The organism is Shimia thalassica (assembly GCF_001458215.1).
GTDB classification, from domain to species: domain Bacteria; phylum Pseudomonadota; class Alphaproteobacteria; order Rhodobacterales; family Rhodobacteraceae; genus Shimia; species Shimia thalassica.
This window is the reverse complement of record NZ_CYTW01000002.1, coordinates 276,689-290,874: the sequence shown is the minus strand read 5'-3', so window position 1 is coordinate 290,874 and position 14,186 is coordinate 276,689. Positions and strand designations below refer to the sequence as shown.

Genomic DNA, 14,186 nt, shown 5'->3' with positions numbered 1-14,186 from the left:
TCCTCACACCGTCGGTATCCCGTTTTCTTTGCAATCCGAGACAATAACCTCGGCATCAATTGTTTTAAGCCCCCGCGGCAGTGCCGAAGAGATCGTATAAACCGCATCACCGCGCCACGCATTGTCGACATAGTCGACAGAGGTGCGCAGATGACGGGCAAATCCAAATCCGCGGATCAGCGCATATTGCGCCGCCGCACATTCGGCATAGCGTGTCACCTGTTCAGGGGCAGCTTCGTCATCCGGCTTTGCTTCCATAGCGACATGAAAGTTGACCAGATCACCTTCCAGAAGCTGTGTCTCGACACCCAGATAAGATGGCCCCGTCACGTCCGAAACGCACTCCATACCCTCACCACAGTCGGGCGTGCATGCCGACAGTCCCAGCACGGTGGCTGGCAACATTGTGGGTATGAGGGCATTCACAAGCATTCGTATCATTCCGCCGCGATCTTTTCCCCTGCACGGGCCTTGGCCTGTGCGCTGAGTTCCGCCATCAGCTCGCTAGCGCGGGCCACCGGATTGGTCAGATAGAAATCTTTGACCTCGATCTGAAAAGGACCTTTGCCAAGGGCTTTGGTCGGCAGTGGCTCCCATCCATTATCGACAACCTGATCAATCTTGGCCAAGTGAGGTACGTCTTTGACCAGAGCCTGACGCAGCTGGGCAAGAGAGTTATAAGGCAATGTGGCGTCAAGTTCGGCACTCAATGCCCGAAGGATCGCCCAGTTTTCCTTGGCTTCACCCGGTGCAAACGCGGCTCGCATGGCAAGCTGTGGGCGGCCTTCCGTGTTGACGAACAGTCCATTTTCTTCGGTATAGGCTGCCGCTGGCAGGATCACGTCGGCACGATGCGCACCGCGGTCTCCATGACTGCCTTGGTAGATAACAAAGGGGCCGTCCGCCACTTCGATCTCATCGGCCCCAAGGTTGAACACAACCTCGGCCCCTTCCAGCGCCACGTCCATTCCGCCTTCGGTAACGGCATTTACATCCATTGCCCCGACGCGGCTGGCTGCTGTGTGAAGGACCAATAGCTTGCCCCCCAATCTCTCAGCAACCGCCATGCATTGTCCGAGAACCGCAATGCCATCCCCACTATTGAGGGCCCCTTGACCAACAATAACAATCGCATCTTTTTCTGGTACAGCTTTGGAGGCCATATTGTTGACAGGAATTCTGCCGAGGCCACGCCACATGTACTCGTAAGACAGATCCATATCTTTCGGGCCAACAACCGAAACGCTGGCCCCTTTCAACCAGGCTTTACGAATACGCGCATTCAGAACAGGCGCTTCGTCGCGCGGGTTCGTGCCGATAAGTACGATTTTCTTCGCCGTATCAATATCTTCAATCGAAGCATTGCCAACGTAGGCAGACCGGTTTCCAGCAGGCAGCACCGCACCGTTGGTGCGACACTCGATCGATCCACCCAGACCGTCAACGATCTGCTTGAGGGCAAACACGGCCTCGGTAGGTGCAAGATCACCGACCAGTGCGGCAACTTTCTTGCCTTTCATTGCGGTGGCGGCAGCATCCAGCGCCTCGCTCCACGTGGCAGGCTTCAACTTACCATCAACGCGTACATAGGGGCGATCCAGACGCTGACGACGCAGGCCGTCCCACACAAAGCGGGTCTTGTCGGAAATCCATTCCTCATTCACACCATCATGGTTGCGTGGCATGATGCGCATGACCTCGCGGCCCTTTGTGTCGACGCGGATGTTTGATCCAAGCGCATCCATCACATCGATTGTTTCCGTCTTGGTCAGTTCCCAAGGCCGCGCCGTAAATGCATAGGGTTTAGAGGTCAGCGCCCCAACCGGACACAGGTCAATGATGTTGCCCTGCAGGTTCGTATCAAGCGTCTGGTTCAAATAGCTTGTGATCTCGGCGTCTTCGCCCCGACCCGTTTGACCCATCTGCGAAATGCCGGCAACTTCGGTGGTAAAGCGCACACAGCGGGTGCAGCTGATACAGCGCGTCATTGTCGTGGCAACAAGCGGCCCCAGATCAAGATCGTCCACCGCACGTTTGGGTTCTTTGAACCGCGTGCCAGACATACCATAGGCCATTGCCTGATCCTGAAGATCACACTCGCCGCCCTGATCACAAATCGGGCAATCAAGCGGGTGGTTAATCAGCATGAATTCCATCACGCCTTCGCGGGCCTTTTTGACCATGGGCGAATTGGTTTTCACAACTGGCGGCTGGCCTTCGGGTCCGGGGCGCAGGTCACGCACCTGCATCGCGCAAGACGCAGCAGGCTTGGGCGGTCCACCAACCACTTCAACCAGACACATCCGGCAGTTGCCGGCGATGGTCAGACGTTCGTGATAGCAGAAACGCGGAATCTCGACCCCGGCTTGCTCGCAGGCCTGGATCAGCGTCATCGCGCCTTCCACTTCGACTTCGGTGTCGTCAATGATGATCTTGCGAAGGTCAGCCATGATCTACTTAGCCCTCAATAGCGCGCCAATCGCGCTACTCTTTGCAATTTCCGCACGACCGACCGCGCAGAAGGTTTCAGGTTGTCCGTAAATGGCGCCCTTGGATTTGAGGTAGGCCTCACCCTTGGCGCGCATCCGTGCTTTTTGAGCGTCGGACTCGATGTATTCTTTGATCTCGGAATCTGAGTAACCAAGATCGTTCGCGATTGAGCGCAGCTTCCACGCATCGCCCAAAGCTTTCATGCGACGTGCAGAAATGTCGTCGCAAATCTCGCTGATCTCATAGGCAACAGCAGCGGCGTACAGCACGTTTTCGATTTCAGGGACATCACTCATCGGCGCCTTTGCCTGAGCGGCTGATCCCGTGACGGCAAAAACAGCTGAGGCAGCCAACAAAACTTTACGCATAACAATACTCCTTACAGAGGTCGCGGATACATCCCGCGCACCACTGGCAAAGAGAGGCCCAGACGCCTCGGTTATGCAATAACAGCCCGTCATACTTTGCAGTTGCCCTCAAAAATCAGGGTTTCCTTGTCGAACTTCAGGTCTTGCGGCTCTGAGTCCGGACCGGAAATCCAATTGATGTTCGATGTGCCGAAATTCTCGACGCAATACTGTGTTGCCTGATACCGTCCGGCCTCTTTCGCGCCATCCAAAGACTTGGATGCCTTGCTCACTTCGACGGTGAAATGCTCACGGTTTTCCTTGGAGACATACGACGCCTTGGTCGTAAAGAAGACGCCATCAAAGGCGATATCGTTTTTCTTGCGGCGGTTTTCACAAGCGCCAACCGTCATGGCGACGCCAAAGGCGGCCAACAGCATAACAGAGCGGCGCGCAACAGGCGCCATTGCTTTATGAGAGGGAACCATCTTCATCGTCTTCATTCAGCCGCCATGGCCCCCATACGTCCGGTCTTGTTGGCCTTGATGCGATCCTCGATTTCTTCGCGGAAATTCCGGATCAGACCCTGGATCGGCCAGGCAGCCGCATCGCCAAGCGCACAAATGGTGTGCCCCTCGACCTGTTTGGTCACATCAAACAGCATGTCGATCTCTTCCAGCTCGGCTTCGCCACGCACCAAGCGGTCCATGACGCGCATCATCCAGCCGGTGCCTTCACGGCAAGGCGTACATTGGCCACAGCTTTCGTGCTTGTAAAACTTGGACAGACGCCAGATCGCTTTGATGATGTCGGTCTGCTTGTCCATGACGATCACGGCGGCAGTGCCCAAAGACGACCCGACTTCGCGCAGCGCATCGAAATCCATGACCGCGTCTTTCATGTTCTCGCCGCGGACACAGGGAACGGACGATCCACCGGGGATCACGGCCAGAAGGTTGTCCCACCCCCCGCGGATACCGCCACAATGCTTTTCGATCAGCTCTTCAAACGAAATCGACATGGCCTCTTCCACAACACATGGGTTGTTGACGTGGCCGGAGATTCCGAAAATCTTGGTGCCCGCATTATTGGGACGACCAAAGGACGAGAACCACTCGGGTCCCCGACGCAGGATGGTCGGCACAACCGCAATGGATTCCACATTATTCACTGTGGTCGGACAGCCATAAAGACCCGCCCCCGCAGGGAACGGCGGCTTCATACGGGGCATGCCCTTTTTGCCTTCAAGGCTTTCCAGAAGGGCGGTTTCTTCACCGCAGATATAGGCCCCTGCCCCGTGGTGCAGGAACAGATCAAAGTCCCAGCCCGAACCAGCCGCGTTTTTGCCCAGAAGGCCCGCATCATAGGCTTCGTCGATCGCGTTCTGCAGCGCTTCGCGTTCGCGAATATATTCGCCGCGGATATAGATATAGCAGGTATGCGCGTTCATCGCGAAGGAGGCAATCAACGCCCCCTCGATCAGCGTATGCGGATCATGGCGCATGATTTCGCGGTCTTTACAGGTGCCCGGCTCGGATTCATCGGCGTTGATGACCAGATAGGCGGGACGCCCGTCGCTTTCTTTTGGCATGAAGGACCACTTGAGGCCTGTCGGGAAACCCGCGCCCCCACGACCACGCAGGCCAGAGGCCTTCATCTGGTCGATAACCCAATCACGTCCGTTCTGGATGATCTTTGCCGTTCCGTCCCAATGTCCGCGGGTACGGGCCCCTGCCAGCGTGCGTTCGTGCATGCCATAGAGGTTGGTAAAGATCCGATCCTTATCCTGCAGCATCAACTTACCCCTGCATTTCCCGGCGCGCGCGCCAGATCTGATAGACATTGACCAGCGCCCAAATCAGCGCGGCAATTGCGGCGAAATCGAACAAAATGGCGAAGCGCCCCGGCAAACCTGCCGCCTGTCCGATCCATTGGACCGCCATCCACAACAGCATGGCACCAGCAATCACAATCGCGACCACCCGTCCCTTTTTCTCAAGCTGTTGTTCCTTTTGGTCCTGCATGTTCTTCTCGTTTATTTGGCGCTGCGTTTGGAGAATTCTGTCTCTCCGCCTGCTGCCAGAATCTTGGCCTGCTCGACCCAACCGTCGCGATCAATCCGTCCTTTGAAGGACAGCTTGTCATCCATGTCGGCCACGTCTTCAGGGCCCCATGCCGCGATCTGAGCAAACGTCATCACACCGTTGGCATGCAATTTCTCTTCAAGCTTCGGCCCCACACCTTTGAGCAACTTCAGGTCATCAGGACCTGAGGTTTCGGCAACCGGTGCCGGCTTGGATGCGGCTTTGGCGGGTGCGGGCGCAGGTTTGTCCGCCTGATACTTCCAATCGCCCTTTTTCTCGGCCAGTTCGGCCTGACCGGGAAGCGCTTTTGAAGGCACCACTTTGGGCGCGTCGGCTTTCGCGGGTTTAGGCTCTTCGGCTTTTGGTGCGGGCTTGGGCGCTTCGGCAGGCTTTTCAGCTTTCTTTGCCTCTTCCGCCTGTTTCGCAGCCGGCTTAGCAGCGGCAGGTGCCTTGGGTGTCGGATCCGCGGCAACGCGGCCAACGACAGCGCCGTTTTCACCCACCCACGGGGTCACAAGAGGCACTTCCGTGCCATCGATGCGTTTGATCGTGTCGCCGATATCGGTCGCAAGCTGGGCCGAGGCGTTATACTTTGTGTGCCCGCTGTCGAACCCGGTCAGAGTTGTCAGACCTGATTTCGGCTCTGACGCGAAGCGGCCGTTCATGGGACCCGGCGCAGGCACTGTGCCCGCAGCCAGATCATCCAGCAAACGCGATAACCCTTCGGCGGTCATGTCTTCGTAATAGTCTTTGCCGATCTGGGCCATTGGCGCATTTGTGCAGGCCCCAAGGCATTCGACTTCTTCCCAAGAGAATTTGCCATCCGCAGACAAAGCGTGAGGTTTGTCTGCGATCTTTTCCTTGCAGACTGCAATCAGATCTTCTGCGCCACAAATCATACAGCTGAGAGTGCCGCAAATCTGGATATGGGCGACGGATCCAACCGGCTGCATCTGGAACATGAAATAAAACGACGCCACTTCCAGCACGCGAATATAGGCCATGTCCAGCATGTCGGCGACCGCTTCAAGCGCGGGCTTGCTGAGCCAGCCTTCCTGCTCTTGGGCGCGCCACAACAGCGGGATAACCGCCGAAGCCTGACGGCCCTCGGGGTATTTGGTGATTTGCGCAGCCGCCCAAGCCTCGTTGGCGGGGGTGAAAGCAAAGCTTTCCGGCTGTTCTGGATGAAGACGACGCAGCATATCAGGCGGCTCCGTTTAAAGATTCAGTCAGCAATGCAACGCCTGCAACACATAGTGAGGCAAGCCCTGCGGCTGTATGTTTGATGTGGGGATGACCGGCGCGGGCATAGATCACACCGTCAGCCAATCCCATAAAGGCGAACGCAACGAACAACACGGTAATCACAAGCGGATCCCCGTAAAGCGCGGCTGCTACGGCCAAAAACGTAAACGCGATGTAGCGGTCGATCATGACCAAGGGCAATTTTTCAGGACGATGGGTCGCTGCCGCCATACCGGCTTCGGGGTTGCGCCAGAATGAAATGGCCAAAAAGCCAGTCACAACAGCGCCTCCAAAGCAAAGTAGAACAGTGAGCGTTTGCAGCGTCATTACCTGTCGATATCCCCGAATACGATGTCCATGGTGCCGATGATGGCAGCCACATCAGCCAGCTGGTGACCGGTCGCCATGTGATCCATGGCCTGAAGATGTCGGTATCCTGCGCAGCTGATTTTGGCGCGGTAGGGTTTGTTGGACCCGTCAGCCACAAGGTAAACGCCAAACTCGCCCTTCGGGGCTTCGACAGCGGCATACACTTCGCCAGCGGGCACGTGGAACCCTTCGGTATAAAGCTTGAAGTGGTGAATCAGGCTTTCCATCGAGGTTTTCATCTCGCCGCGCTTGGGCGGTGTGATTTTGCCACGGGCCAAAACATCACCGGTTGCTTCGCGCAGTTTGACGATAGACTGGCGGATGATGCTGGTTGACTGGCGCATTTCTTCCATGCGCATCAGGTAACGGTCATAACAGTCGCCGTTTTTACCAACCGGCACCTGAAATTCGAATTCGTCATAGCATTCGTAAGGCTGCGCACGACGCAGATCCCACGCAAGCCCTGCCGAACGCGCCATAACACCGGTAAAGCCCCAGGCGTGTACAGTTTCGGCATCCACGATACCGATATCGACGTTACGCTGTTTGAAAATCCGGTTTTCGGTCAACAGGCCATCAATATCATCCAGCAATGCCGGGAACTCGATCGCCCACTCTTCGATATCATCAATAAGCTGATCCGGAATATCCTGATGCACACCACCGGGACGGAAATAAGCCGCGTGCATACGCGCGCCACAGGCACGTTCGTAAAACACCATCAGCTTTTCACGTTCTTCAAAACCCCAAAGCGGAGGTGTCAAAGCACCAACGTCCATGGCCTGCGTTGTCACGTTCAGCAGGTGGCTGAGAACACGCCCGATTTCCGAAAACAGCACGCGGATCAACTGTCCGCGATACGGCACCTCGGTGCCCGTCAGTTTCTCGATCGCCAGACACCAGGAATGTTCCTGGTTCATCGGCGCCACATAATCCAACCGGTCAAAGTATGGCAGGTTTTGCAGGTAGGTCCGGCTTTCCATCAGCTTTTCAGTGCCACGGTGCAGCAGACCGATGTGCGGATCACAGCGTTCTACGATTTCGCCGTCCAGTTCCAGAACCAAGCGCAACACGCCGTGCGCCGCAGGGTGCTGGGGACCAAAGTTGATGTTAAAGTTACGGATCTTCTGTTCGCCGCTTTGGGCGTCCATGCTTCCGTCGTCAAACTTGGAGCCGTCCATCATTTCGCCCCTTCTTTTTCATCACCCGGAAGAATGTACTCGGCACCCTCCCACGGACTCATGAAGTCGAACTGCCGGTATTCCTGGGTCAGGGAGACAGGTTCATACACAACCCGCTTTTGCGCCTCGTCATAACGAACTTCGGTATAGCCCGTAGTCGGGAAATCCTTGCGCAGCGGGTGCCCGCGAAAACCATAGTCGGTCAGCAGACGTCGCAAATCCGGATGGTCGGCAAAGATGATGCCGTACATGTCGAATGTTTCACGCTCGTACCAGTTGGCACTCGGGAACACGCCGGTCACGGTGGGCAGGCTTTCGTCCTCGCGCACCCCGACACGCAAGCGGATGCGCTGGTTCTGATACATGGACAGCATGTGATAGACGACGTCGAAACGCTTGGCGCGCTCGGGATAGTCTACGCCGGTGATATCCAGCATCTGTGTGAACTTGCAGTTCGGATCGGTCTTCAGGAACTCGACAAAACCCACAATGTTGGCCGGAGCCACATCGATGTTCAGTTCCCCAAACGTGACATCCCAGCCGAGCACACAGTCGGGCCGCTTCATTTCAATATGAAGCCCCAGTTCCTTGAGGGTATCATCGCTCATCGTTCGATCGTCCCCGTGCGGCGGATTTTACGTTGCAGCTGAAGAATGCCGTACAACAGCGCTTCGGCGGTTGGCGGGCATCCGGGCACATAGATATCGACCGGAACAATCCGGTCGCAGCCCCGTACAACGCTATAGGAATAGTGATAGTAGCCACCGCCGTTTGCACAGGATCCCATCGAGATCACATAACGCGGCTCGGGCATCTGGTCGTAAACCTTGCGCAGTGCAGGCGCCATTTTGTTTGTCAACGTGCCCGCAACAATCATCACGTCCGACTGACGCGGAGACGCGCGAGGTGCCGTGCCAAACCGTTCAAGGTCATAACGGGGCATGGACGTCTGCATCATCTCGACCGCGCAACAGGCAAGACCAAAGGTCATCCAGTGCAACGAGCCGGTACGCGCCCAGTTGATCATGTCCTCGGTGCTGGTCAGGATAAAACCTTTATCCTGCAACTCGGCGTTTAGTGCCTGTGTCGCGACTTCGCGATCCGCACCTGCCGTGTTTGCTCCGGTCATCACTCCCATTCCAGAGCCCCCTTCTTCCATTCATAAGCGAACCCGATGGTCAGGACGCCGAGGAACACCATCATGGACCAGAAGCCCACTGTCGTCAGATCCTTGAAGGCCACGGCCCAAGGGAACAGAAAGGCGATCTCGAGGTCGAAAATGATGAACAGGATCGAAACAAGATAAAACCGCACGTCGAATTTCATCCGCGCGTCATCAAATGCGTTGAAACCGCATTCATAGGCGCTCACCTTTTCAGGATCAGGGTTGCGGACGGCAAAAACAACGGCAGCAAGGATAAGGACCAAGCCAAGAGCAATTGCGATGGCTAAAAAGATCACGATGGGAAGGTATTCCCTCAGCATCTCTTCCACGTTGTGGCTCCTTTCATGCGCGGCCAAACCGGGCAGTCAAATAGCTGGATATACTCGCTTTATGTACCTTTGCCCCACTCTAGGGTCAACTAAGCCACACCACATTCACCTTTGTGAATTTCTTCACTTTTCCCTTTGCACACAGGGGTATGGGCGTTTTGGCATCGGGTCTGCGGCAATAAGTCAGCAACTTTATTTTCGCCCAAAGCTTGAAGAGTGATGACAAATTCCCCAGATGAGCCGTTTTTTGGAACAAGCGATTCCGTCGGGAAGTCTGCAATCACCCCCATTTCGCCCCGAAAGCCGTGCCTTGAAACAGACATTTCAAGGCCGAAGTACCCGTTTAGAAAATCGGTGAACTAGGGCTCTGGTAACGAACACGCGAAATATTATTGCTTTGCCGGTTGCACAAATTATCGGCACCTCACGAACCGATCTGCGCCCGACCCCGGCAGATTTCGGGTCAACCTGACCCAAGCGGGCCAAAAAACCCGCGACCTGCGCCGTCAGATTGGCCCGCTGTCATTATATTGTCATGGGTGGACATTATCCTGCGCAGGATCATTACCTGCGCAAGATTGCCTGCTTTGGAATGATCTCAGACCATCCAGCTGGCTTTGCGTTTTTCAAAAAATGCCGAGATGCCTTCTTCGGCTTCCTCGCCTTCCCAACGGCTGACCAAGGCATCAATAGTGTGGTCGATCACCGCATCATCAATCGGCATCCCCAAGGTCCGCGTCAGAGCCTTGGCCGAGGCCACCGCACCCGGTGCGCAATTCAGATAGGGCACAACTTCGGCCTCGACCGCAGCATCCAGATCGGCCGCTGGTACGGCTTTGGCCAACAGACCAAGAGTGACCGCTTCGTCAGCTTTGAACAGACGCGCCGACATAAAGACACGGCGCGCCATCGCCTCGCCCATGCGCGAAACGACATAGGGGCCAATCGTTGCAGGGATCAGACCAAGGCGTGTCTCGGTCAGGCCCATTGTAACGGTGTCTGCACCAATCGTCACATCACAGACGCTGGCCATGCCGACACCGCCGCCAAAGGCATTCCCCTGCACCCGACCGATCAGCGGCTTTGGCAGGGTATTCAGGGCCTGTAGCATCTCGGCCAGCTTGCGGGCCTCTTTGCCACGCACATCCGGTGCCATTTCACGCTGTTGCTGCATCCAGCCCAGATCGCCGCCCGCGCAGAAGGATTTGCCGGCACCTGTCAGGATGACCACCCGAACGGTCTCATCCGCGCCCAGCTGTTCGGCGGCGGCTTTCAGATCCACCAACATCTGACCGGACATGGCATTGTGTTTTTCGGGACGGTTTAGCGTGAGCGTCGCGACCCCACGGGCATCCACATCGATGGTAATGGTTTCAAACATCGGTTTTCCTCTCGTGATGCAAAGGTGTTCGCCAAAACACCGCATCTGCATTCCAGTGATAGATCGTTTAGTCGTGCTGCCGCATCGCCTGCGCCATTTCGGCGGCTTCTGCCAGAACGCCGGCGTCCAGTCCGGTTTCGTATCCCAGCCCGACAAGCAGATCGTTGACAGATTCCGTCGCGACGTTGCCTGCAGCGCCCGGTGCATAGGGGCATCCACCCAGCCCGCCTACTGCGGCATCAAACACCCGCAGGCCTTTCTCCAGAGACGCTTCGATGTTCACAAGCGCGCGCGCCGCCGTGTCATGATAATGACCGGCAAGCATGTTTGCGGGGACAACCTGCAAAACCGCATCAAGCATCGCCGAGATCGTCTCGGGCGTGCCCTGCCCGATGGTATCGCCCAAGGAAATCTCGTAGCAGCCCATGTCCAGCAAGGCCTTTGCGACCTTTGCCACCTCTGCAGGTGGCGTTGCGCCGTCATAGGGACAGTCCGTGACACAAGACACATAACCTCTGACGGGGATATCCGCGGCCTTCGCAGCGGCGGCCACCGGCGCGAAGCGTTCAAGCGACTCTGCAATGGTGGCATTGATGTTGGCCTTGGAAAAGCCTTCGGAGGCCGATCCGAATATCGCAATTTCATCAGCATGCGCAGCCACCGCGCCCTCAAAGCCCCGCATGTTGGGCGTAAGCGCCGCATAAGAAACACCGGATGCGCGTGTAATGCCCGCAAGAACTTCGCCCGAGTCTGCCATCTGTGGCACCCATTTGGGGCTCACAAAACTGGCGACTTCGATCCGTTTGAATCCTGCGCGGCTCAGACAGTCCACAAGGGCGATCTTCTCGGAGGTTGGGATCAGACGCTTTTCGTTTTGTAGACCGTCGCGCGGCCCCATTTCAAAAATTTCGACGTAGTCAGCCATTGGGGACCTCGTAGAAATCCTTTTTGTAGAACTCTTGATTCCCATCCAGTTTGCGCGCTTCCTGATAGGCGGGACGCGCCTTGATGCGCTCGATATAGGCAAGGATATTCGGGAACCGCTCGAGGTGAACATAGTAAGGAGCAGAAAACAGGTTAAACCCCATCATGGTGTCCGCAGCAGAGAACCCTGAGGGCAATAGCCACTCTTGATCTGACAGCTTGTTCTCAAGTGCTTTTAACGAAGCCGTGAGCCTTGCAGCCTCAAGTTTGAGAACAAGAGGTGAGGCAGGTGTCGGATCGCCCATAAACAGATGCTGCATGTTCAAAGATGCCAAAATAGAGGCCTGTGTTTCAGCATATCCCAGCCACTCAAGGAACTGGACCCGCTCTGGGTCTCCGGCAAGACGACCCAGACCATGTTCCGGGCGTGTCTCGGTCAGATATTCCACAATGGCGGCACTTTCATAGATCGTGATGCCGTCGATTTCCAACGCAGGCACGCGCCCCACGGGCGAAATCGCCTTGAATTCGGAAGCCCGCAACGATCCATCGGTGATCGAATAATGCGCGAGTTCGGCCTTCAACCCCAGCTCTTCAAGCAGCCAAAGGACACGAAAGGACCGGGAAAAAGGGATGTGATGTAGACGGATCATGCTGCAGCCTCCTCTGCTTCTTCAACCAATTGGATCAATGCGGCACCTTCTTGCACCTGATCCCCCGCATGTGCGAGCACCTCTGCAATAACACCGTCACGCGCTGCCAACAAAGAGTGTTCCATTTTCATAGCTTCTAGAATAGCCAGCCGATCGCCCTCTTTGACCTCTTGGCCGGCTTCGGCAAAGATTGCTTTCACCAATCCGGGCATAGGCGCGGAAATGACATTGCCAGCAGCGCCTGCATCGATTTCGACCACCAGCGGGTCAATCACGTCAAACTCCATCCCATAGCGGGCAAACAGGCTTACCTTACCCTCACTAACCGAGACAGGGGCCGCGCGTTTGCCATCCAGATGCCAACCACCGCCGATGCGCGTCGCCCGAACGGATGTGTCCCCGACAAGAATGTCTGCCTTGCTTTCGCCATCCATCATCACCTTGATGGCGTGATCGTCTTCGCCATGCGTGAGCGTCACACTGCGTGCCAATGGCCCCCACAGGTTAAAGCCCTCTTCGGTCTGTGTCGCCTCGTGCAGTCCAAGTGCGGCCATTCCCGCCCATCCGATCTGAGCGGCGGTTGGCGCGACCTCTTGCACCAGCGTATCAAGATCGCGGGCGATCAGGCCGGTATCTACCTGTCCGTCAGCAAAGCCGTCATGATCACAAAGCGCCCCAAGAAACGCAAGGTTGGTCACCGTGCCGCCGACCTGTGTTTCGGCAAGCGCCGTGCGCATGCGCGACAAAGCCACCGCGCGGGTTGGTCCGTGCGTAATGATCTTGGCGATCATCGGGTCATAGAAAGGGCTGATAGTATCACCGGCGCGAACGCCGCTGTCCGACCGTGCCCCGTCCGGAAAAGAGAGATGAGACAGGGTGCCGGTCGCAGGCAAGAACCCTTTGGGCACATCTTCTGCATAGAGCCGCACTTCAAAGCTGTGACCAAAGATGGCCAGTTCATCCTGACTTGCAGGCAGGCTTTCTCCGGCGGCAACCCGCAGTTGCCAGCCAACAAGATCAACGCCGGTGATGGCTTCGGTTACGGGATGTTCGACCTGCAGCCTTGTGTTCATCTCCATGAACCAGAACCCGTCAGTGCGCAGCCCGTTGGCACCATCGACGATGAATTCTACCGTGCCAGCCCCTTTATAGCCGATTGCTTCGGCGGCACGCACACCGGCCATGCCCATCGCCTCGCGCACATCGGCCGTCATGCCTGGTGCAGGGGCTTCTTCGATCACCTTCTGGTGGCGACGTTGCAGCGAACAGTCACGCTCGAACAAGTGCACCGCATGGGTGCCATCACCAAAGACCTGAACCTCGATATGGCGCGGTTGCAGGATGTACTTTTCAATCAGCACATCAGGATTGCCAAACGCGGTTGTCGCCTCGCCCTGCGCGCTGGCCAGAGCGTCTGCAAAATCTTTGGGAACCTCAACCAAGCGCATGCCTTTGCCGCCGCCGCCTGCAACCGCCTTGATCAAGACGGGATAGCCAATCTTCACGGCTTCTGCGGCAAGGAAATCTGCGTCCTGATTGGCACCGTGATAGCCGGGAACCACAGGAACCCCGGCCTCTTCCATGAGAACCTTGGCGGCGTCCTTGAGGCCCATTTTGCGGATTGCGTCCGCCGATGGGCCGATGAACGTCAGACCGGCCTTTTCAACCGCATCCACGAAATCGGGGTTCTCTGACAAAAAGCCATAGCCGGGGTGGATTGCCTGTGCGCCGGTTTCCTTGGCGGCGGCTATGATCACGTCGCCCTTGAGATAGCTTTCAGCAGGTGCCGAGCCGCCGATATGCACGGCTTCGTCCGCCATGGCGACATGTTTGGACAGGGCATCGGCATCCGAATAGACGGCGACGGTTTTGACGCCCATGTTTCGGGCGGTTTCCATGACGCGGCAGGCAATTTCGCCACGGTTTGCAATCAGGATTTTATTGAACATCGGGTGTGGTCCTTGTTGGTTAGGACGGAGCCGGGGGCGCTGCCCCCGGACCCCCGGGATATTTTGGCC

The 14,186-nt window shown here is 56.7% G+C and carries 16 protein-coding genes; all 16 read right to left on the bottom strand.

From position 1 onward, the window contains the following. Positions 1-3 precede the first annotated feature (3 nt). On the bottom strand, positions 4-432 hold the full coding sequence (locus tag PH7735_RS11320; RefSeq protein ID WP_370737388.1) for a YNQ4 family lipoprotein: 429 nt from the start codon (positions 430-432) through the stop codon (positions 4-6). 5 nt (positions 433-437) lie between these two features. Beyond that, a complete protein-coding gene (gene nuoG / locus PH7735_RS11315; RefSeq protein WP_058311483.1) occupies positions 438-2,450 on the bottom strand; it encodes an NADH-quinone oxidoreductase subunit NuoG in 2,013 nt (670 codons plus the stop codon). A 3-nt stretch (positions 2,451-2,453) separates the two neighbouring features. Beyond that, on the bottom strand, positions 2,454-2,858 hold the full coding sequence (locus PH7735_RS11310) for a DUF5333 domain-containing protein (protein ID WP_058311482.1): 405 nt from the start codon (positions 2,856-2,858) through the stop codon (positions 2,454-2,456). An 89-nt stretch (positions 2,859-2,947) separates the two neighbouring features. Then, positions 2,948-3,340, bottom strand: coding sequence for a hypothetical protein (locus PH7735_RS11305; protein ID WP_233488308.1), 393 nt, complete (start codon positions 3,338-3,340; stop codon positions 2,948-2,950). Next, a complete protein-coding gene (nuoF, locus tag PH7735_RS11300; RefSeq protein ID WP_058311480.1) occupies positions 3,337-4,632 on the bottom strand; it encodes an NADH-quinone oxidoreductase subunit NuoF in 1,296 nt (431 codons plus the stop codon). Before nuoF ends, PH7735_RS11305 begins: the two co-directional genes overlap by 4 nt. Before the next feature lie 4 nt (positions 4,633-4,636). Then, positions 4,637-4,861 carry a DUF5337 domain-containing protein gene (locus PH7735_RS11295; protein ID WP_058311479.1) on the bottom strand — a complete coding sequence of 75 codons (225 nt, stop codon included), beginning with the start codon at positions 4,859-4,861 and terminating at the stop codon, positions 4,637-4,639. 11 nt (positions 4,862-4,872) lie between these two features. After that, positions 4,873-6,123, bottom strand: a complete 1,251-nt coding sequence (locus tag PH7735_RS11290; protein ID WP_058311478.1) for an NADH-quinone oxidoreductase subunit E — start codon at positions 6,121-6,123, stop codon at positions 4,873-4,875. A 1-nt stretch (position 6,124) separates the two neighbouring features. Then, positions 6,125-6,445 carry a hypothetical protein gene (locus PH7735_RS11285; RefSeq protein ID WP_233488307.1) on the bottom strand — a complete coding sequence of 107 codons (321 nt, stop codon included), beginning with the start codon at positions 6,443-6,445 and terminating at the stop codon, positions 6,125-6,127. A gap of 47 nt (positions 6,446-6,492) precedes the next feature. Beyond that, positions 6,493-7,716 (bottom strand): NADH-quinone oxidoreductase subunit D, encoded by a 1,224-nt coding sequence (locus PH7735_RS11280; RefSeq protein ID WP_199534995.1) that lies wholly within the window; start codon positions 7,714-7,716, stop codon positions 6,493-6,495. Then, complete coding sequence (locus PH7735_RS11275) at positions 7,716-8,324, bottom strand: NADH-quinone oxidoreductase subunit C (protein ID WP_058311475.1); 609 nt, start codon at positions 8,322-8,324, stop codon at positions 7,716-7,718. Before PH7735_RS11275 ends, PH7735_RS11280 begins: the two co-directional genes overlap by 1 nt. Then, the gene (locus PH7735_RS11270; RefSeq protein ID WP_058311474.1) at positions 8,321-8,845 is read right to left on the bottom strand and encodes a NuoB/complex I 20 kDa subunit family protein; all 525 of its coding nucleotides are present in this window, start codon (positions 8,843-8,845) and stop codon (positions 8,321-8,323) included. Before PH7735_RS11270 ends, PH7735_RS11275 begins: the two co-directional genes overlap by 4 nt. Next, positions 8,845-9,210: an NADH-quinone oxidoreductase subunit A gene (locus PH7735_RS11265; protein ID WP_058311473.1), complete on the bottom strand. Its 366-nt coding sequence runs from the start codon at positions 9,208-9,210 to the stop codon at positions 8,845-8,847. Before PH7735_RS11265 ends, PH7735_RS11270 begins: the two co-directional genes overlap by 1 nt. Positions 9,211-9,808: 598 nt before the next feature. Continuing rightward, positions 9,809-10,591, bottom strand: a complete 783-nt coding sequence (locus PH7735_RS11255) for a crotonase/enoyl-CoA hydratase family protein (protein ID WP_058311471.1) — start codon at positions 10,589-10,591, stop codon at positions 9,809-9,811. Positions 10,592-10,658: 67 nt separating this feature from the next. After that, positions 10,659-11,516 carry a hydroxymethylglutaryl-CoA lyase gene (locus PH7735_RS11250; RefSeq protein WP_058311470.1) on the bottom strand — a complete coding sequence of 286 codons (858 nt, stop codon included), beginning with the start codon at positions 11,514-11,516 and terminating at the stop codon, positions 10,659-10,661. Continuing rightward, on the bottom strand, positions 11,509-12,168 hold the full coding sequence (locus tag PH7735_RS11245) for a glutathione S-transferase family protein (RefSeq protein ID WP_058311469.1): 660 nt from the start codon (positions 12,166-12,168) through the stop codon (positions 11,509-11,511). The genes PH7735_RS11250 and PH7735_RS11245 overlap by 8 nt, the downstream gene beginning before the upstream one ends. After that, positions 12,165-14,117, bottom strand: coding sequence for an acetyl/propionyl/methylcrotonyl-CoA carboxylase subunit alpha (locus PH7735_RS11240; protein WP_058311468.1), 1,953 nt, complete (start codon positions 14,115-14,117; stop codon positions 12,165-12,167). The genes PH7735_RS11245 and PH7735_RS11240 overlap by 4 nt, the downstream gene beginning before the upstream one ends. Between the last annotated feature and the right edge of the window lie 69 nt (positions 14,118-14,186).

What these genes read in the sequence shown, in the direction of transcription:
- PH7735_RS11320 (WP_370737388.1), bottom strand. Translation starts at nt 432, where the DNA reads ATGCTTGTGAATGCCCTCATACCCACAATGTTGCCAGCCACCGTGCTG.
- nuoG (WP_058311483.1), bottom strand. Translation starts at nt 2,450, where the DNA reads ATGGCTGACCTTCGCAAGATCATCATTGACGACACCGAAGTCGAAGTG.
- PH7735_RS11310 (WP_058311482.1), bottom strand. Translation starts at nt 2,858, where the DNA reads ATGCGTAAAGTTTTGTTGGCTGCCTCAGCTGTTTTTGCCGTCACGGGA.
- PH7735_RS11305 (WP_233488308.1), bottom strand. Translation starts at nt 3,340, where the DNA reads ATGAAGACGATGAAGATGGTTCCCTCTCATAAAGCAATGGCGCCTGTT.
- nuoF (WP_058311480.1), bottom strand. Translation starts at nt 4,632, where the DNA reads ATGCTGCAGGATAAGGATCGGATCTTTACCAACCTCTATGGCATGCAC.
- PH7735_RS11295 (WP_058311479.1), bottom strand. Translation starts at nt 4,861, where the DNA reads ATGCAGGACCAAAAGGAACAACAGCTTGAGAAAAAGGGACGGGTGGTC.
- PH7735_RS11290 (WP_058311478.1), bottom strand. Translation starts at nt 6,123, where the DNA reads ATGCTGCGTCGTCTTCATCCAGAACAGCCGGAAAGCTTTGCTTTCACC.
- PH7735_RS11280 (WP_199534995.1), bottom strand. Translation starts at nt 7,716, where the DNA reads ATGGACGGCTCCAAGTTTGACGACGGAAGCATGGACGCCCAAAGCGGC.
- PH7735_RS11275 (WP_058311475.1), bottom strand. Translation starts at nt 8,324, where the DNA reads ATGAGCGATGATACCCTCAAGGAACTGGGGCTTCATATTGAAATGAAG.
- PH7735_RS11270 (WP_058311474.1), bottom strand. Translation starts at nt 8,845, where the DNA reads ATGACCGGAGCAAACACGGCAGGTGCGGATCGCGAAGTCGCGACACAG.
- PH7735_RS11255 (WP_058311471.1), bottom strand. Translation starts at nt 10,591, where the DNA reads ATGTTTGAAACCATTACCATCGATGTGGATGCCCGTGGGGTCGCGACG.
- PH7735_RS11250 (WP_058311470.1), bottom strand. Translation starts at nt 11,516, where the DNA reads ATGGCTGACTACGTCGAAATTTTTGAAATGGGGCCGCGCGACGGTCTA.
- PH7735_RS11245 (WP_058311469.1), bottom strand. Translation starts at nt 12,168, where the DNA reads ATGATCCGTCTACATCACATCCCTTTTTCCCGGTCCTTTCGTGTCCTT.
- PH7735_RS11240 (WP_058311468.1), bottom strand. Translation starts at nt 14,117, where the DNA reads ATGTTCAATAAAATCCTGATTGCAAACCGTGGCGAAATTGCCTGCCGC.